Raw genomic sequence first — 18,993 nt, forward strand, 5'->3', positions numbered from 1 at the left:
CTCGCGGTTTGCGGTGCGCTGCATGGCATCATGCCGTCAAACAAGGGTGACCACGGCAGGGCGAACGGGACGTCGCCACATGGCACCCCATGGAGGACCATGACCCGCCCGCGCCTGCGCATCTTTCTGGCATCGCCCAGCGCCGACACATTGGTGGCGCGCATGCATGCAGCCGCGGCCGTTCGCGAGGTCAACGCCGATCTGCGGGATGCGGAACTGGTGCTCTATCGGTGGGATGACCCCGACCCGGCCCGTCGTGCGGTGATGTCCGCCACCCACAGTGGCCAGATCGACGTTGTCGAGCAGATTGCGCACCCCAAGGACTGCGATCTCGTGATCGGCCTCTTCGGCCACACCATGGGCAGCACATTGGACGACCAGACGACCTTCGGCCAGTCGCCTGCGATGCGACCCTGGCACTGCACCGAATGGGAAGTCTCCCAAGGCCTGCTGGGGCATGCGGCCGGCACCGTGAAGGACATCTGGGTCTGGCGCCACGCGCAGCACCTGCCCATCGACCCCAGGATGACCAAGGCGCAGCAGGCCCTGATCTCCAATGACAGCCTGCGCGTGACCGAGTTCATCGAGTCGCTGAAAGGCCGCCCAAACTACTTCACCGACCCAGCCGATCTGGCTCTGCAACTGCGGCCGTTGCTGCGGAACTGGGTTCGCCGCCAGTTGGACACCGTAGGTCCAACCGGCACGTCCGCCATCGCCACGACGACGGAGCAATTGACGCCGACCCAGCAGGCCTTGCTGGCCGCCTTGCTGCAATCACCCACCGGAGGCACCACACCATCGCCCCTCACCGACGAGCAACTCCAGCCCCTGCTCACCGAGCCCGTCCGAGGCCTGCGCGGCCATCTGCTGCGCCGTCATGCCCAGTGGGCCACGCGCGAAGGCGGGCGGCTGGACCGGCGCTTCGTCAACCTGACCCTGTTGCTCGACAAGGGGCTCGAGTTCGACGGCCCGCGCTTCGGGCCCGATACCGGCAAGGGCGACCAGGGCCGTTACGACGACCTGGCCAGGCTGCTAGACGAGAACCCCGATGTCGCGGCCTGGGTGTTGGTGGGCGACCCGGGGTCGGGCAAATCGACCCTGTTGCAGCACCACGAACTGACGACGGCGCTGGCGGCCCTGGCGGCGCTGCAGCCCGGTGACCAAACCGATGCCCAAGCGGCGCGTGCGCCCGAAGTCTGCTTCTGGCAGCGCCTGTCGGAATACAGCAGTGCCAGCCCGCCGCCCGCGCAATGGCTGGCCGAACGCTGGGCCGCCCAGCACCCGGCCTTGCCGCCGCTGGACCAGATGCACAAGACCGTGCGCCTGCGCTGCCTGCTGGATGGCCTGAACGAGATCAGGGCCCCAGACCGCGACGCGCAGGTGCGCGCCGTCGATGCCTGGACCGACTGGGCCGCGCAGCAGGCCGCCGGCGCGCGGCTGGCGCCCCTGTTCAGCGTCCGCACGCTCGACCAGAGCCCGATGGCCAGCAGCGGGTTCGAGGTGCGGCAGATCACCGTGTCGCCGTGGACCCGAGACCAGATGCAGTCCTACTGCCAGCAGGTGCTGGGCGAAGGCAATGGGCTGTGGCCGGCGATCGCGGGCGACCCGCATCAGCTCAGCCTGTGCAGCCTGCCTTTCAACCTGGCCAGCCAGTGCGAACTGTTCCGCCACCTGCAACGCCCGGCGCACGACCGCGCCGAACTGCTCAGCGGCCTGTTCTGGCTGCGCCTGCGCAATGAGCGCGCCAAGGGCACGCTGACGGCGCCGGGCCTGCTTACCGTCGACGATTTCGGCCGCCTGGCCGGCGACCATTGGCGCAAGGCGCCGCTGGCCCTGCCGGAGCGCGGCTGCCTGGTGCCCTGGCTGGACGCCATCGCCCAGCAGATGCACCGCAGCGGCCGCGCCGTCAGCCTGGCCCGGCCGCTTTTGCTGGGACGCGTGCAGACCTTGCACGACACAGCCGTCGCCGCCGGCCGACCGGCGGTCGGGCCTGCCGTCTGGCTGGCTGCTGTGCACGCGCTGAACCTGATCGGCGAAGGCGATGTCGACGCCCACAGCGGCGAGCCCGACCTGCGTTTCACGCACCAACTGTGGCAGGAGTACTTTGCCGGCCGCGGCCTGCGCGGCCTGCCGCAGCGGCCGGCCGCTGAATGGCCACCGCTGCAGGCCCCTGCGCTGCCCGACCTGGGCGAGACCGTGGCGAAGCTGGGTGTGCAGCAGCCCTTGCCCGGCCCCGATCCCACGCATTGGGAAGAGGCGGTGAAGCTGGCATTGCAGTTCGAACGCGACCCGCTGCCCTGGATCGGACTGCTGCAGGGCCTGAATCTGCCGTTGGCCGGGCGCGCCGCGGCTACGGTGTTGCCGGCCCTGCAAGCTTCACCGGCCGGTGTGCAGGCACTGGCGCCACTGCGCAGCGCGCTGCTCGCCCGCAGCCGCGACCCGGCCACCGACCTGCGCCTGCGCATCGAAGCCGCGGAAGCCCTGGGGCCGTTTGGAGACCCGCGCTACGTGACGATGTACGGGCCGCAGGGCGACCGCTGCCTCATCCCTGGGCGAGCGCACTGGGTGCGATTTGCGGCGGGGACTTTTGCCATCGGCAGCGACTCGCCAGAGGAACCGGATGAGGGGCCCGCGGCGGACATCGAAGTGGCCCCATTCGAGATGGCCTTTGCGCCGGTGACGAACGCCGAGTACGCCTGCTTCGTCGAGGCTGGAGGCTACGCGAACGAGCACTGGTGGGTGGGTGAGGTGGCTCAGAAATGGCGGCGTGGCGAACTGCGCGACGAGGCGTCGATCGAGCAATACGCCCAGGTCTTCGCGGACCTGCGAACCGACTTTGGCGGCACTGTCGCGCGGTTTCCAAACCTCACCGAATCCGCCATCGATGCCTTTCGGACCTATGCGTCCTGGAGCGAACAGGAAGGCCTGGATCAACTGGATCGGTGGTATGGCGCGAAGCATTGCACCGAACCGCAGGAATGGCACAACCCCAACTTCAGCCAACCGCTCCAGCCGGTGGTCGGCATTTGCGTCTACGAAGCCGAGGCCTATCTGCGCTGGCTGGCCGCGCAAACCGGATTGCCTGTGCGTCTGCCAACCGAAGCCCAATGGGCGCGGGCCGCCGCGGGCGCCACGGGCCGAGGCTGGCCCTGGCCCGGCGATGCCGACCCTGACCGCTGGCAGATCAACGCCGACCCTGTGCATCTGCGCAGGACGAGTCCGGTCGGCGTGTTTCCGGGTGGCGACTCGGACGAGGGCCTCGTCGATTTGGCCGGCAATGTCTGGGAATGGACATCCAGCGCCTTCACCGACAGCATAGACGCCGATGCCGTATCTGAAGCTGCCAGCGATGAGGGTGCGCGGCGGGCGGTGCGTGGCGGCTCGTGGAGCGTCCATTCCACGTTCTGCCGCGCGTCTTTTCGCAGCTGGAGCACCCCTGGCGGCCGCAACAACAACCTGGGTTTCCGTGTCGTGTGCTGCCCCATTCATGAACCCTGATCCCTGGGTATTGGCTGTTGGCTATTGCCTTGACCGAGCGCGCACGGCGCACCGCCGATTTCTTCCGCATCGCTCACTTCCCCAGCCAGCACCCGTCCAATGCCAGCCCGCCCAGCACATGGCGCCGCAGGCCCCAGGTGTCGGCCTGGCCGACATGATTGATCCAACCCTGCACCGTGGCATCGAATTCGCCGAAGCTGATGTCGCCGCGCTGCCATGCCGCGTGGCTGGCGCGCAGGCGGCGCGTCGCGGCCACCACCTTGCGCGACTTCACGCGCTGATGATCGGGGTAGACCACAAATCCAAGCCAAGGGATGCCCGCCGCACAGGCCTGCACCTGCGCCGTGTTGTCGTGCACGCGCAGGCGCAGCCGCCGGGCCAGAAAATCCTGCACTGCGACGCCCCATTCGCGCAGCACGACCTTGTCGTCGTGGAACAGCGCAAAGTCATCGACATAGCGCAGGTACGGCCCGCAACGCAGCGTGCGCTTGACGAACTGATCCAGCGGGTCGAGAAAGCAGTTGGACCAGAACTGCGAAGTCAGGTTGCCAATGGGCAGGCCGCGCGGCCGGCACTGCGCCAGCAGATCGTCGCCATCGAAGAACGCGGCGGGCACTTGCTCGGCATGGATGCCATCGCCACTGGCCACGATGTGCCGGATGAGATCGCGGATGCCGGGTTCGGGGATACGGCGCCAAAGCAGATCCTTCAGGATGGCATGGTCGATGCTCGGGAAGTGCTGGCGCACGTCCAGCCGCAGCACATAACGGTGCAGGCGCGCGAATTGTTGCAGCCGGTCGACGGCACGGTGCGTGCCCTTGCCAACGCGGTTGGCATAGCTGTCGCCGATGAAACTGCGTTCGAAGCGCGGCTCGATCACGCCGCACAGCGCATGATGCACCACGCGGTCGGCAAAGGGCGCGGCGCTGATCCAGCGGCGTTTGGGCTCGTGGATGCTGAAGTGCACATACGCCCCCGGCCGCCAGGCTTGCGCCAGCAGTTGGCTCCGCAGGGCCAGCAGGTTTTCGCCCAGCCTGTAGCCAAAGCTCGCCACCGCCGCTGCGGCCTGCTTGCCGCGCGAGGCCAGAACCCAGGAGCGCAACAGATTGTCCCCATCCGCCACCGCCAGCAGTCCGCCCGTGCCGCCCGACGCAGGCGATTCAGTCGCCGCCACGATGGTGGTCCACACCCGGGCGCGCGAACTGCTGGAATGGCTGCTGCCGCATACCGGCAAGTTCCCGCGGGAACAGCGCCACCTGATGGCGAGGCACATTGCCAGCCTGGCCCTGGGCGTGCACGACGCGCTGATCGCGGCGCGCCATCTGGCACCGGGCCCGCGCGCCACGGCGCTGCTGGATGCCGACATCCAGCTCGACCAATTGCGCCAGCACCTGCACCTGGCCTGGCGCTGGCAGTGGCTGAGCGGAGGCCAGTTCCAGCATGTCAGCGGCCTGACCGATGAACTCGGGCGCCTGATCGGCGGCTGGAGGCGCGCCAAGCCCGCGCCACATGCACCGCCTGCGCGCCCTTAGGTGGGCCGCGCCGGAGCACGGGGCTCGAAGCGCGGCCCGGTTCGATAGGCGCCTGGGACAGAGCGCCCAGACGGGACCCACCCGCGCCATTCCAAAGGGCAGAAGCTCGGCGGGCCGACCGTGATCAGCCCGCATCACCGCCATGGCCGGCCGCACTGGCCGGCCCTGCCCCTGGGGATGTGGCAGCACACGACACGGAAACCCAGGTTGTTGTTGCGGTTGCCAGGGGTGTTCCTGTTGCGATAAGACGCGCGGCAGTTCGTGGAATGGTTGTTCCACGAGCCGCCACGCACCGCCCGCCGCGCACCTGTCGGGGGACCCCACAGCCGAAGCTGCGGGCCGAGTATCGGTGCGATGGCCCATCGCCGAATGACAAATTTCGGCGGCGCGCTGCGCGCGCTCGGCCAAGGCAACGACCAACAGCCAATGCCCAGGGATCAGGGTTCTTGAATGGGGCAGCACACGACACGGAAACCCAGGATGAGGTTGCGGTCGCCAGGGGTGAGCCTGTCGCGATAAGACGCGCGGCAGATCGTGGAAAGGTAGCGCCACGAGCCGCCACGCACCGCCCGCCGCGCATCACCGTCAACCACATCGCTCGTCAGCGCCTGGGCATCCAGGCGGTCGGTGTAGAGGCTGATGGTCCATTCCCAAACATTGCCGGGCATGTCGGTCAGGCCCGGCGTCGTGTCGGCGTTGGGGAACACGCCGACAGGACTGGTGCGGCGCAGATGCGCGGGGTCGGCATTCAATTGCAGCGCAGTGGGATCATGCATTCCCCAGGGCCAGCGGCGCCCGCCGTGGCCGCGCGCGGCGGCGTCCCATTCGGCCTCGGTCGGAAGGCGCAGCGGCTTGCCGGTCTGCACCGTCAGCCAGTGGGCATAGGCACGGGCTTCGAACAGGCTGATCCCCACCACGGGTTGCAGCGGCTGATTGAACCGGGCGTCGTCCCAATGGGCCGGTTGGGTTGCTGCATTGGCACCGAACGACGACTCCAGCCGGGCCTCGGCTTCGGCTTCAGTCCAGCCTGCGTAGGTTCGAAGTTGTTCGTCCACGTAGGCTTGCGTTTCGCCGGAAAAATACGCTTGAATGGCGGCATCAAAGTCTTGTCGCAGCGCAGCCAATCGGGGCCGCCAGTACTCGATCTCGGCATCGTTGCGCAGGCCCTTCTCGAGCCACTGCCGGGCCAGGCCAGGGTCCCACCACTGCGCATCTTCATAGCCCTTGGCGTCGATGAAGCAGGCGAACTCGGCATTGGTGACGGGCGCAAAGGCCATCTCGAAGGCGGCCACGGGCACCGCCGTGGCGGGGCCTTCATCGAGACGCTCGGGCGTATCGCTGCCGACGACGTGCCTGCCCGCAGGCACCTTGATCCATTGCTCGGCAATGGGCCACAAGAAGCGGGCACCCCCGGGACCGATGCCCTCGCGATAACGCGGGTCGCCCAGCAGGCCCAGGGCCTCGGCCGCCTCGATGCGCCGACGAAGATCGGTGGCCGGGTCGCGGCTGCGATCGAGCAGGGCCTGGCGCAAGGCCTGAAGCGCTTGGTTGCCGGTGGCCGAGCCCTGCAGCTTCGCCTTGACGGCCAGCGCCGAGCGGCCGGCCAGGGGCAGGTTGATCGCTTGCAGGCGGGTCAGCCAGGCCGCCGGGTCGTCGCTTAGCTGTACGGCCAGCTTGATGGCTTCTTCCCACCCGCACACATCCGGGCCGGGCAGCGGGTCCTTGGCGGCCAGGCGGGCCAGCGCCTGATTCATATCTTCCAGCGCTGGCGGGCTCAGGTCGGGCCAGGCGCCGGTTGGGTCGGCCGGCAGGTTGCGAACGGCGCGCGCGGCAAAGTACTCCTGCCACAACTGGTGGGTGTAGCGAAAGCGGCCATTGAGCTCGACCTCGGTGAGGTTCAAGGCCGCGGTGGCCTTCAGCCAGGCGCTGCGCTCGGCCGGCGTGCCAATCCAGGGCGCCACGGCCTGAGCGGGCACGCCCACTTCGGTGCCCTGGCCGCTGCGGTGCATGGCCTCGGCCTGGCGCGCCAGACCGGCGAGCAGGCTGCCTTCTTCGGGCAGGTCGGTCAGGTGGCTGCGCCAGTGGTCGGCGTCGATCAGCTGTCGGCGGTCGCGCGGGCTGAGCAGGCCATCGCCATCCAGTTCGTCGCGCTCGAAGGCGCGGCGCAGGCGCAGCCAGGCCAGCCCGCCGAACAGTTCGGCCCGGTCTTGCGCCGGCCGGCCCAGGGCCAGTGTCAGGTCGCACTGGGCCGCCAGGTTGAAGGGCAGGGCGCACAGGTCTTTCAACCTGGCGTCCTCGTCGAGACGCTGCCACAGCGCGTTGGCGGGGCCCAGGCGCAGCACGCAGTACTGCCGCATCTGGCTCGGTTGCCAATGGGCCAGGCGGGCCTGTTCCACCTGCAGCGTGGCGCTGCTGAGCGGCTCGCTGAATTCGAGCGTGCGCACGCTGAACAGCGGTGGCGCGTGATGGCCCGCTGCCTGTGTCAAGCCGGCGGCCCAGCCCGCCCAGCGCCGCACCGCCTTGCGGTAGGCGGCGGCATCCGGGGCCTGGATCTCGTTCACGCCGTCCAGCAGGTAGCGCAGGCGAAGGTTGCGGGCCAGTGTCTTCAACGGCGCCAGTGCCGGATAGAGCAGTTGCCACTGCGCATCCAGCCAGGCCTGAGGGTCGGGCGTGTCGTGGGGGCAGTCGGCCAGGCGTTGCCACACGCACAGCTCGGGCAGGGGATCGCCCGCATCCAGCGCACGCAGCAGGGCGCGCTGGGTCTGCAGTTCGTGGTGCTGCAGCAGGGTGGACTTGCCGCCGCCCGGGTCGCCCACCAGCACCCAGGCGCCCGCCTGGGGCCGTGCCGCAAACAGCGCCTGCAGGCTGGGGTAGCGATTGCGCGTGGCCCAGGTTTCGCCGGCCGCGCCTTCGGGGCGATAGGCCAACAGGTCGAGGTTGACGAAACGCGTGTCCAGTTCGCCATGGCCGGGGCGGCACCAGGCCGCGAAGCGGCGCAGGGCGTAGCTGCGCAGGTCTTGCACGTCGGCCTGCCAGGCCGACTCGATCAACTCGTCGTCCAGGGGCTGATCGTGGTCGAGCAGGATGTCGGACAGGCGCTGCTGGGCGCTGTTCAAGGGTACGTGGCCGGCGGAGGCCGGTGGGGGCGGTGCAGCAGCCGGCGGCACCGGCGCTGCCGTCAGCGCGTCGCGCCTTTGGCATTCATGTGTCAGCCATTTGTTCAGCCTGCGGGTGAATCCCGCCTCGAAGTCGCTCAGGCCATGGTGCTCGTTGATGCCGCGAAGGATCTCGTGCGTGCCCGGCTTCTTGCAGGCGTCGAAGAACGCCTTGACTCGCGCGTACTGCGCATAGGCCTGATCGTCTTCGTCGATGCTGGCGTCGGGATGGATCTGGAAGATGTCGAGGTCCCGAAACACCAGGATCTCGCGCACCTCGCCTCGCTTCGCTGCCTCCACGGCGCGGTGCAGTTCCCATTCGGTGCCGGTCCACGCGTCGCCATTGGGCGAGTGACCGAAGTCGTCGATCGGCAGAGGTGAACCGAAGGTGTGGCGGAACAGCGCGATCACCAGGTCGCAATGGCCCGGGTCGCCGGTGCTGGCAACCACGTCGTGCTGCGGGTTGCGCAGAAAGGAGCATGGCACCGGATGCTGGGGGTCGTCCCAACGCAGCAGGTCGATCTGCACCCGCTCGCTGAGCAGCGGGTTGTCGTTGATGCCGTCAACCACCCTGGCCACCACCTCGCGCGCGGCGGCCGTGTCCTTTGGCGAGGCCAGAAAGATGCGGACGCGGTGGAGGGCTGCCATCGGCATCGCTCAGGCCAGCAGGGTTGCGTCCGGCGTCCTCACTCCTGTTCCAGCCGGGTCAGGTCTTCAACCCCCGCCAGTTCGGACAGAATGCCCGCGTAACTCACCAGCACCTCCTGCAGCGCCGCCAGCTCGGCGCGGAAGCGCTGGCACTGGGCCGCGTCGGCAAAGGCCCCGGCCAGCGAGGCCTTGTGCCAGTGGGCGGTGAACGGCCGCACCTTCTGGTTGAGGATGACGATGGCCACCTTGGCGAACTGGTCGGCGTGTCGGGCACCCGTGGCGCGCAGCACGCCTCGGGTGATCTCGAACAGCTTGTGCACCGACGCCAGCGCAGCCGCTTCGTCGCCCTGGTCGACCGGCAGGGCCTGGGTGGTGACGCGGGTCAGCAGTTCGACATACATCGCCCAGGCTGCGTCCTTGTCCTGATCGTTGGGCTGGAACTCGACGTCGAGGAACCCGGCGTTTACCTTCAGCTTGGTGAGACTCCAGCGGTCGAACAGTTCGCGCAGTTTCATCGTCACCCGCCATGGTTTGACTGTGCAGACCAGTATATCGGCCGGCACCTGGTGGGCACCGTGACTCGCAGGCCACGCGGCTGCCACAGATGTCCCGCGTTGGATGCCAGGGTGGCGATCACAGGACAGGCTTTGACTTCGAGCACCGCAGATCGCAAACTTGCCCGATGGACCCCATGCGCCTGTATGTCGTCTTCGATCCTGGCTTCGAACCCGCGGGGTCGGCCTGGGTGAGTTGGCTGGCCGATGCCCTCAGCGGCCTGGGCATGCAGCGCGACGGGTGTCGGTTCGGGGTTCCGGTGCAATGGCGCTCGCAGCCCTGGGGTGCTGAGCAACCCGGCCTGCCAGGCGTGCAGCACCCCAGGCGAATCGCACTGGACGACGCGGCCAGCAACTGCGTGCTGCTGCTGATGGACGACAGCATGGGGGCTGTTCAACCAACCCGGTGGGTGGCCTACGTTGAAGAATTGCGCGCGCGCATGGCCCACCGCGCGGGGCGGGATCTGCTGGTGACGGTGATGTTGACGGCCCAGAAGCCGCTTTTCCCAGGGTTGCCGCACACCATGCGGGGCGCAGTACCCGACCTGCCATCGCAACCGCAGGCCGCCGTGCGGTTTCTCGTGCAGTTGCTCAATGCATTGCTGGTGCACCGCCAGCCTGAATCGGTGGTGGGCGCGCACCGGCCCGGCCATGGCATCTTCGTGTCGCACGCCAAGCGCGACGGCTGGCGCACTGCAGAGCGCATCGTGCAGGTGCTGTCGCGCGTGGGGCAGGGCGCCCGGCCGGCCTTCTTTCTGGACACCGACAGCCTGGTGCCCGGCAGCGACTTCGAATCCCGATTCGAAGCCGCCATCGGGGCCGGCAGCCTGCTGGCCCTGGCCACCGATGCGTACCACACGCGGCCCTGGTGCCGCTGGGAACTGCTCACCGCCAAACGGCTGGGGCGGCCCATCGTGGTGGCCGACCTCAGTTCCGGCCGCATCGAGCGCACCCTGCCGTACCTGGGCAATGTGCCGTCGCAACGGGTGCCGGTGGCGGTCGGCGATGACGACGATGACCTGTCTGAACCCGTGATCGAACAACTCGCGCTGGCGCTGCTGTCCGAGGCCCTGCGCTTCGACCTGTGGCTCCAGCATGCTCGAGAACGCATGGCCGGCCGCCATTGCCGCTTGATGGCGCGACCGCCCGAATTGACCGACCTGGCCGAAGCCGCCGCGCAGGCGAACGGCAACCCGCAGACCTTGCCGTGGATGGTGTACCCCGACCCTCCGCTGGGACGGGAAGAGGTTGACCTGCTCGGCCGCGCCTTTCCACAGCAGGGCGTGTTCAGCCTCAGCCAGGCGTTGGCACGGTCATGAGCAACGCCCCGCAGTCCCCCGCCGTGGGCAGCCGCCTGGCCGGCCGCTTGCTGGCCGTGTCTGTGTCGCCGGCCGACGATCTGCCTCGGCTGGGGCATCCGCCCGGTCAACTCAACCAGGCCTTGCAGGCGCTGCTGGTGCCGCTGGTGTCCGAAGGCGCGCGCATCGCCTACGGCGGGCGAGTCCATGCCCGAGTCCACAATTACACGCTGTTCATTTCGAACCAGCTTGCCGAAGCCTATCGACGCCTGGACCAGGCCCCGGGCAGTCGGCCCTTCGTTCACTTCCTGGCCTTGCACGTGTTCCAGAACACCCCAGCAGCCGAACTGTTTGCTCACCTGCAGCGGTTGGCGCCCTATGGCGAAATCTGGGTGACAGGCGATGCCGGCGTGCTGGCCACCCTGGCCGCGGTGTCGCCCGAGTCCGACCAGGTGGCGGCCTGCAGCGGCTGCGGGCTGGACGCCGCCACCGATCTGCAGTCGGGCCACGGCCTGGCCGGACTGCAATCGCTGGCCTCGGTTCAGGCACTCAGGAGCATGCCGGTGCCGCATCCCAGCGCCAGCTACAGCATCATGCGCCAGCAAATGGCCGAGCGATGCCATGCCCGGGTGCAATTGGGTGGCCGCAAGTCGGACTTTCGCGGCAGCATCTCGGGCCTGTGCGAAGAGGCCTTGCTCACCATCGCTGCGGGCCGCCCGCTTTACGTGCTGGGCGGCTTTGGCGGTGCCAGTCGCGACATTGCCGCTGAGTTGGGTTTGATCGACCAGGATGCCTGCGTGCCCCGTGTTTCCCAGCCCGGCGAAACCCGATATGCTGACGGCCTGCAACGCTTGCGCGATGTGCGCCCCGCCTTCGAGGCGCTGTTTGCGCCCCGGCAGATGCCGGCCCTGCGCGAACTGGCCCGCACCGAAAGCCTGTCAGATGCGCCCGAGTTGCTGATGACCTTGCTGACCTGACGAAAGGATGCCTCGATGTTCCGCATTCTCAGCATCGATGGTGGTGGCATCAAAGGAGCCTTCGCAGCGTCCGCGCTGGCCACCCTGGAAAAGGACCTGGACTGTCGCGTGGCCGATCACTTCGACCTGATCACCGGCACCTCCACCGGCGGCATCATCGCGCTCGGCCTGGGGCTGGGCCTATCGGCACAGGAGATCCTGCAGTTCTACATCGACAAGGGCCCTGCCATCTTCCCCGGCACCAGCCTTGTGCAACGCCTCAGTGGCAAGGTAAAGCAGTTCATTCTCGGTCCCAAACATTCCCACCAGGTGCTGCGCGATGCGCTGGAGCAGGTGTTCCAGCAGCGCCGCTTTGGCGAATCCAGTTGCCGCCTCGTCATTCCCACCTACAACGCCATCGGCGGGTGCATCTTCATCATGAAGACGGCCCACCACGAGCGCTTTCGCTACGACATCGACGCGCCGGCCGTGGACGTGGCGCTGGCCACCTCGGCAGCGCCCACCTATTTTGCCGCCGCGCGCTTTCCGCAGCACGACTACGCCAGCTACGTGGACGGCGGCGTGTGGGCCAACTGCCCGGTGCTGGTGGGCGTGACTGAAGCGCTGGCCTTTCTCGGCCAGAAGTTGGACGACCTCGACGTGCTCAGCATCGGCGCCACCACGGCACCGTTCTCCATTGCCGAGCATGCCGACTCCAGCGCGATGGACTGGAACGTGGGCCTGGTGGACCTGATGTTCGAAGCGCAGGTGCAGACCACGTTGGCGCAGGCCGGCCTGATGCTGCCCGGCCGACTGCATCGGCTGAATGCCGTGGTGAAGGACGGCACTTTCTCGCTGGACGATTCCCGCCCCGAACGCATCAAGCAACTGGTGGTGCTGGGCCGCAACGAAGCGGTGAAGAAGCAGAACCTCGAGCCCATCCGGCAGCGCTTTCTCAATGGGCAGAAGGCGGCACCGTTCGTGCCGGTGGTGGCGCTGAAGGCTGTGTGACATGGGCGCCGGCGCCGTCGCCGTCGCGGCCAGCCAGTCGGCGCCCTTGCCGGTCATCAGTCATGCCCACGCCCACAGCCCGCCGCGCGTCGCCCGGCGCGGCGCCTGCGTACCCACGGGCTGGACGGGTGGATGAACGAAGAGCGCCTGAGCAAGGGCGTGCAACTGGCACCCAGCATCGCCAGCCACCTGGCCGAAGCCGACGCCCTGGTGGTGATGGCCAGTGCGGCTGCGGCGCGGTCTGGCTGGGTGCGCCGGACAACCGCGTCGAGGTGGTGTTGCGGTTGGGTTGAGCGGACAACTTCTGCATCCACTAGTCCTGGCCGGTGCAATAGGTAGACTCGTCACAATGGTCCAGCCTGTCCGCCCCGCAGACGTGTTCGTGTCCTACAGCCGGGGCTCGAGCGACTTGTGCAAGACGGTCGTGGAGTTCGTCGAGGGCGCCCTCAATCTCACCGTCTTCCAGGACGTCGCAAACATCCACCCAGGCGTCCGCTGGAACGAGGCGATCGAGCGCGAGCTTCTGGCCGACCGACGCCCCACCGTGCTATTGCTCGCGACGCGCCCGGCAGTTGAACATCCCGAGTACATCGTGGGCGAGCTTGTTATCGCGCTACGGACCGGGCTCCATATCGTGCCGCTCGAAGCCGACCCAGGTTGCGCACGCCCCCTGCTGGAAATGGCGATCCGCGGCTCCGGGTCGCTTCCCGAACGGGTTCGCGTTCATCCCCAAGTGCTCGCCGTTCACGACTTCAACGCGAATCGCGCACGCCTTGAGGATGGCCTGCGCCTCGGGCTGTTGGGCCCGCGCCTCGTGGAGCTTCTGGCGCGCCGCAGCGGCGACTATGCTGCCTGGCGCGCCCACTTGGCGCGCACGCACAGCTTCTGGGTCGATGCGACCTCGCCGCACGCCGAGACGCTCGAAGCCGACGGCGGCCTTGTCCTGATCGGCCCGGCTGGTGCGGGTAAGAGCTCCCTCGCTGCCCACGTCGTCGATCGTCTAGTCGCCGACGCGCTGCACGCTCCGACGCGCAGCACAAGTGGGCATCCCCTGCTGCTGCGCCCGCTCCTGTTGCGCGAATCTGATCTGCGCGACCGCGGTGACAGCCTCGCACGCGAGCTCGGCGCGCGCAGCATCGACGAGCTCCAGGCGCACCTTGAAGGCTGCCGTGAGAGCTTCGGCGTGCAGCTCTTGTTCATCGTCGACGGTCTTGATCAAATGGCGCCGGACGTTGGACAGACGTTCCGCGGGTACGCCGAAGCTTTGGCGCGACTCTCACGCGTGGCGTCGACGCTCGTGACGTGCCGCCGCGAGGTCTGGGACGAGGCCTATCGCCGTGACGTTTCCCTGAGCCGCCACGACATCGAACAGCTTTCGCCCGAGACGGTTCAGCGCGCGCTGGAGGCGAAGTTTGGGGGACGCGCGTTCCAAATGAACACGCTGCTCCTGCGGCGCGCGCTTTTTCTCGACCTCCTGCTGACCCACGGGGAGCGCTGGAGCTCCGTCCCCGACGACGACCTGGGTTTCCTCCAGCAGCTCTGGCGGGACCTCGCTGGCGAGCAAAGTGTCCCGAGCAGGGGCGGACGCGTCTCCCATCGGCCGGCACTTATTGCTATGGCGAAGGCGCAGCTCGAGCTGTTTCGGTTCGACGTCCCATGGTCGATGCTTGCTGTATCACAGACGAACAACGTCGTTGCAGCTTTCGAGTCGCTGATCGAGGCTCGCATCCTGCGTCGCGTTGACGACGGGCGCGTTCGTTTCTCGCACGACTTGCTCGACGCGTTCAGCATGGCAGAGGGCCTCCTGGCGGCCCCGCACCAGTTCGACAAACTCGTCGAAGCGCTGGCTGAGGACGGCATGTGGTCCGTCGCCGCGACCTATGCCGGAATCGCGCGTCACCGCGCACCGGAGCACGCTAGAGTACTCTTCGAGCGATTCCTCGGCGTACTGGACGACAAGCCCATGGGTGACCTAGCGATGGCGCGAGCTTGGGCGGTCACTTACGCGTTGCAGGAGCGTTTCGAGGACTTCCTGCCGTTCATCCTCGAGTGCTTCGAGACCGATGAGCTTTTGTCGCCCGGTGCGCCCGCGCCAAAGAGCCGCCTCGCGCCGCCGCGTCTCACTCAAGCCGCTGCGAGCACGCTCGCCTCGGCGTTTCTAGCGCTCCGACGAGGGCGCGCCTTCGATGCGGCGCGTGTGCTCCCGCGCCTCAAAGGCAAGCTCTATACATGGCGGCTACGATTCCGCGTCGTTGACGCGATCGCCAAGTTCGACGCACCCGAGGCCCGTGACGCTTTGCTCGGATTCGCAGGCTGGCAACGTAGGGCGCTCGCAGCGCGCGAAGAAGTTTACGATGAGCGCGCGCTCGTAGCGAGCTTGAGTGCGCTCGCCGGCTACGACCACGGCGACGTGCGTGCCTTGTTGAGGTCAGTCGAACGGGACGACGCGCTGCACCCTCGGGTACGCCGAGCGGCGCAGCAAAGCCTCGGCCTCGGGCACAGCACGCTGGCCGAGCCGCTGGAGCTGACCGACGATGAGCTCGTTGAGGACCTGCGTCCATTCGAGCCCGACAGAGACCACCCGGGTCATGACCGCTACACCGATTGGCGCGGCGTCGAGGCTGCGGCCAAAGCGATTGAGCTGCGCATCCGGAAGAACGGCGGCCAACCCTCGGCGCGCGTCGTCGCCGCGCTGATCCGCGCGCTCGTTCACGACCAAACCGCGGTGCGGTGCACCGTTGCAGAGTGCCTCGCACTGGTCGACTCGAGCGACGCAGGTGTAGCGCTCGTGGCCGAGCTCGGTGAGGCCGACGTCCCGCCGCAGGTGCGCGGCGCGTGCATATCTGCGCTCGCGCGTATCTTGCAGCGCACGTCAGGAGTGCGGTTGCACGCCCTACGGCTCGATGCGGCGCGCGCCGCGGTCGTCGCTCGACGCCTCGGCCGCAACCGTGCGGCCGAGGCGCTGTGGGCACTCGCGACTGGGCACGAGGCTGCAGGAGATTGGCCGATCCTCGCTGGCGGGGCGGCGCTGACCCCGATCGGAGCGAAAGATTTCCACGTTATCGAGTCGGTCTCGGGCGCAGCGCCGCCAGTGGACTGGGCGGGAACGCTCCTTCATGCGAACGAGCTGGCCGCCGCGGGGCCAGAGCTAGAGGCGAAGTTTCGGTACACGGGAGTTCACGCAAACGGCGACGCGCTGACGCTCGCGGTTGAGCGCTCGAACTGGCCTGTCGCGCGGACGTTCCACGTCGTGGCGCGTGAGGCGCCGGAACGTCTCCTTCCGAGATTCCCCACTGCATCGCTCCTGCCTCGTCCGTTCGGCGGCGCAGCGGCTCCTGGCATCGCCTGCGTGCACGTCGTCGTGCGGACGTTGGATGGGCGGGTGCTCTTGGCGCGACGCTCGTCGAAAGCCGGCTATTGGCCCGGGGCTTGGTCGATCAGCTTTGAAGAGCAGGTCACGGCCCGGGCCAACGGCACGCCCGAGGACGTCGTTAGCGCCGCGCTGCGCGGCTTCGAAGAGGAGTTTGGCCTGACGATCGATGCGAGAGCCGCGACGGTCAAAGGCGCGCTGCTCGAACTCGACACGCTCAACGTCGCTGTTGTCGTGCGCCTCGACGTCCCGCACAGGTCCGCGGAGATCCACACCCGTTGGTCGACGGAGCCGCGCCCGAGACACCACCACGAGGCCGCGGCGCTTGAGTTCGTCGACGATGAGCGTGCCCGGATCGCCGAACTTGTCGCAGGGCGCTCTGAGCGAGAGCCACTGCACCCGACGTCGCGTCTGCGATTGGCCATGGCAGGGCTCGGCGACGGCTCACATGATCTGTTGGCGCCGACCGAAAACTGACACTGGGGGGCGGGCCGATCATCATGTGGGTGTTGGTTTGCGTCACCATAGTGGGAAGTTTCTCCTTGGCATGGCCGCTGAAGCGACCCCCGGTCCCCAGGATTCGTGTTCGGGCCCGCAGTGGCGCGCACGCTATCAATCGCTTCGGCGATTTGCGTCGGAGGTCGGAGCGCGCTGCTTGGCTACAGGGTCAGCCTTGCCAACGCAGCCGCCGCGTGGTCCGCACGCAGGTGCCCGTAGTGCCTCTCGATCATCGCTACGCTGGTGCCGCTGAGTTGCGCCACCGTCAGCAGATCGAGTCCGTCAGTCACCAGGTCAGTGATGACGCTGTGCCGCAATGCGTAGGCAGTGGTTGCCGGTGGCAGTTCGGCCGACGCCGCGGCGGCCTTGACGGGGCCCTTCCATGCGTCCTTGTTCCAGGCCTGGCCATCCTGACGGCACAGTAGCGGCGCGGTGAGTTCCCGATCTTTGGCATGCTGCTCGAATAGAGCGGCAGTGAGTTCTGGCAACTTGATCCGGCGATCACGACCAGCCTTGTCCTTGCCAATGGTCAGAACCGATCGACGAGCGTCAAAGCTGCCGACCGTCAGCGCCGCAACGGCACCCGGACGAAGTGGCACCAATGCCAGTGCCTGCAGCAGTGCGGCAAGATCCGTCGACGCGTTCTCGATCAAAGCACGCCGTTGGTCACGGTCGAGATAGACATCGCGCCTGCCGTCGGCGTTCTTGGCAGGTCGAAGTGCCACCCGCCACGCCATGTCGGTGGTGACGCTGCCAGCGTCGTGCGCGAAGTTGAAGGCTGCGCGCAATGCGGCCATGTCGCGATTGACGCTCGACGCCGCTCTGGACCTGGTGATCGGAACTTCGCGGTTGTCACGGTTCACTTTCACCGGCGTCTGGGTCATCGCATAGCGCCACGATTCGACGCGTGTCTTGGTCAGCTTGGCCAGATCCAGGTCCGCCAGCCCCCGATCGCAGAACACCCAGCGCTTGAAGCGCATGTCGAGGTCATCTGCCGGCGTGTCCCCGCGATTTGCTCGCACATGCTTCACATATCGCTCGCAGGCAACGCGCACGGTGACAGCCTCTGCCGCTCCCCCTTTGCCGAGGTGCAGGAACCAAGCCTCGGCGGCCTTCTTCGCCGCGTCGTATCGTTGTGAGGGAGGAATGTCGCCAAACTCACCCAGGCTCCGCTTCTGCTGTTTGCCTTGGTCGTCGCGGTAGCGAGCCAGCCAAGTACCTGTCGACGACGGCGTGAGCTTGCGGAAGCCGAGGAAGCAACCCGCGCTGAGCTTCTGCCAGTGCGGCTCGTGTTGGATCTTCAGCTTGTCACGAGACAGGACGACGCCCAGGGTCGGCATGTCGATCTCCTTCGAGATGCACCCATTCGTCCGGAGCAGACCGATAGGGCAGGGGATCAGGTGGGGAAAAAGTGGGAAAAACCTTGGTGGAATTCTAGAGACGATTCGGGACGATTTGTCTATGAAATGATCGTCCAGGGTCGTCCCACTTTGCACCGCTTACCGTCATTCACACGGCAGGGGTCGCAGGTTCGAACCCTGCACCGCCCACCAAAGTTCTTCTGTAGATTCAACACGTTGCGCCACCTTCGGGTGGCGTTTCGCTTTCTGGTACTGAAAAGGTACGGAAAAGCGCCTTTCCGGCGCAACCTCCGGCACCCGTTGGTCCTGCAGGTTGCACGTGGACTGACCCTGTACCTGTCTCAGCACCGTCCAGGCGTAGAAACTTCCGGCTCGGGCGCTCGAATCCGGCGCACCCAGGTCTGCCATCCCATCCTCGATCCTCCACCGACTTTTGTGGGTGTGCGAATGCCCGCCGATTCTGATCGGAGGTCTCGTCATCTCTTGTGCGCGCTGACCACGCCTGGCGATCGACATTCGCCTCGAGCAGCCGAACGCCGTCACCGTCGAGGCCACCCGTGCGTGCCACTGCGAGCAAGGCGTAGACCACCTGCCCGCACCGCAGCGGTGAGCCTGGCGCGCAGCCAGGTCACGCCGCGGCGGTGGCGTTGACCTCAGGCCTTGGGCAGGCGGTGCAGGCCGCAGAGCTTGTTGCCGTCGGGGTCGCGCAGGTAGGCCAGGTAGAGCTTGCCGGTGGCGCCTTCGCGCACGCCGGGTGGGTCTTCGCAGGTGGTGCCGCCGTGGGCCAAGCCGGCGGCGTGCCAGGCGTCGGCCTGTGCGGCGGACTCGCAGGCAAAGCCGATGGTGCTGCCGTTGCCCACGGTGGCCGGCTTGCCGTCGATCGGCACGCTCACCGAGAAAATGCCGGTCGGCGTGCGCCAGAAGACGCGGTGGCGGTCGACCGCCCCGGCGGGCACCCCCAGGGTGCCCAGCACGGCGTCATAGAACGCCTTGGCCTTGTCGAGGTTGTTGGTGCCGATCATGATGTGCGAGAACATGCTGCGAGGGTCTCCAGGCGGATGCGCGATGCGCGGGGGTGGGGTGGACAGGACATGGGACCCGCGGACCCTGGC

At 67.6% G+C, this 18,993-nt stretch carries 12 protein-coding genes and 1 pseudogene; 7 read left to right on the forward strand and 6 right to left on the reverse strand.

Translation table 11 applies throughout. The features are described from left to right. Positions 1–99: 99 nt before the first annotated feature. Positions 100–3,498, forward strand: a complete 3,399-nt coding sequence (locus tag EOINJALH_RS19270; protein WP_144290094.1) for an SUMF1/EgtB/PvdO family nonheme iron enzyme — start codon at positions 100–102, stop codon at positions 3,496–3,498. 73 nt (positions 3,499–3,571) lie between these two features. Here EOINJALH_RS19270 and EOINJALH_RS19275 read toward each other — a convergent pair whose 3' ends face one another. Continuing rightward, on the reverse strand, positions 3,572–4,771 hold the full coding sequence (locus EOINJALH_RS19275; RefSeq protein ID WP_158219816.1) for a reverse transcriptase domain-containing protein: 1,200 nt from the start codon (positions 4,769–4,771) through the stop codon (positions 3,572–3,574). Between EOINJALH_RS19275 and EOINJALH_RS31890 the strand changes: the two genes are divergently transcribed. Continuing rightward, positions 4,758–5,030, forward strand: a complete 273-nt coding sequence (locus EOINJALH_RS31890) for a four helix bundle protein (RefSeq protein WP_158219817.1) — start codon at positions 4,758–4,760, stop codon at positions 5,028–5,030. The genes EOINJALH_RS19275 and EOINJALH_RS31890 overlap by 14 nt on opposite strands. A 134-nt stretch (positions 5,031–5,164) precedes the next feature. Here EOINJALH_RS31890 and EOINJALH_RS33525 read toward each other — a convergent pair whose 3' ends face one another. Genes EOINJALH_RS33525 through EOINJALH_RS19285 form a run of 3 tightly spaced genes read right to left on the reverse strand, consistent with a single transcriptional unit; the run spans position 5,165 to position 9,348 of the window. Next, the gene (locus EOINJALH_RS33525; RefSeq protein ID WP_404872778.1) at positions 5,165–5,443 is read right to left on the reverse strand and encodes an SUMF1/EgtB/PvdO family nonheme iron enzyme; all 279 of its coding nucleotides are present in this window, start codon (positions 5,441–5,443) and stop codon (positions 5,165–5,167) included. A 24-nt stretch (positions 5,444–5,467) separates the two neighbouring features. Then, complete coding sequence (locus EOINJALH_RS19280; protein ID WP_144290095.1) at positions 5,468–8,833, reverse strand: SUMF1/EgtB/PvdO family nonheme iron enzyme; 3,366 nt, start codon at positions 8,831–8,833, stop codon at positions 5,468–5,470. 38 nt (positions 8,834–8,871) lie between these two features. Continuing rightward, positions 8,872–9,348, reverse strand: coding sequence for a hypothetical protein (locus EOINJALH_RS19285; RefSeq protein ID WP_088283057.1), 477 nt, complete (start codon positions 9,346–9,348; stop codon positions 8,872–8,874). Between the two features lie 167 nt (positions 9,349–9,515). Between EOINJALH_RS19285 and EOINJALH_RS19290 the strand changes: the two genes are divergently transcribed. The 5 genes and pseudogenes from EOINJALH_RS19290 to EOINJALH_RS19310 all read left to right on the forward strand — a co-directional run bounded on the left by EOINJALH_RS19290 (position 9,516) and on the right by EOINJALH_RS19310 (position 16,499). Continuing rightward, a complete protein-coding gene (locus EOINJALH_RS19290) occupies positions 9,516–10,706 on the forward strand; it encodes a toll/interleukin-1 receptor domain-containing protein (RefSeq protein ID WP_158219818.1) in 1,191 nt (396 codons plus the stop codon). After that, the gene (locus tag EOINJALH_RS19295; protein ID WP_088283061.1) at positions 10,703–11,662 is read left to right on the forward strand and encodes a hypothetical protein; all 960 of its coding nucleotides are present in this window, start codon (positions 10,703–10,705) and stop codon (positions 11,660–11,662) included. The genes EOINJALH_RS19290 and EOINJALH_RS19295 overlap by 4 nt, the downstream gene beginning before the upstream one ends. Positions 11,663–11,677: 15 nt before the next feature. Next, entirely contained in the window at positions 11,678–12,652 is a 975-nt protein-coding gene (locus tag EOINJALH_RS19300; protein WP_088283063.1) for a CBASS cGAMP-activated phospholipase, read from the forward strand. A gap of 90 nt (positions 12,653–12,742) precedes the next feature. Then, positions 12,743–12,991: pseudogene (locus EOINJALH_RS33530) on the forward strand (hypothetical protein); the annotation flags it as partial. Positions 12,992–13,028: 37 nt separating this feature from the next. After that, positions 13,029–16,499 (forward strand): NACHT domain-containing protein, encoded by a 3,471-nt coding sequence (locus EOINJALH_RS19310; RefSeq protein WP_158219819.1) that lies wholly within the window; start codon positions 13,029–13,031, stop codon positions 16,497–16,499. A gap of 182 nt (positions 16,500–16,681) precedes the next feature. On the opposite strand, the gene EOINJALH_RS19315 is transcribed toward EOINJALH_RS19310, so the two are convergent. Continuing rightward, positions 16,682–17,860: a tyrosine-type recombinase/integrase gene (locus EOINJALH_RS19315; RefSeq protein ID WP_088283068.1), complete on the reverse strand. Its 1,179-nt coding sequence runs from the start codon at positions 17,858–17,860 to the stop codon at positions 16,682–16,684. A 674-nt stretch (positions 17,861–18,534) separates the two neighbouring features. Beyond that, complete coding sequence (locus EOINJALH_RS19320) at positions 18,535–18,918, reverse strand: VOC family protein (protein WP_088283070.1); 384 nt, start codon at positions 18,916–18,918, stop codon at positions 18,535–18,537. Between the last annotated feature and the right edge of the window lie 75 nt (positions 18,919–18,993).

Source organism: Ideonella sp. A 288 (assembly GCF_002198735.1).
Lineage (GTDB): Bacteria > Pseudomonadota > Gammaproteobacteria > Burkholderiales > Burkholderiaceae_C > Pseudaquabacterium.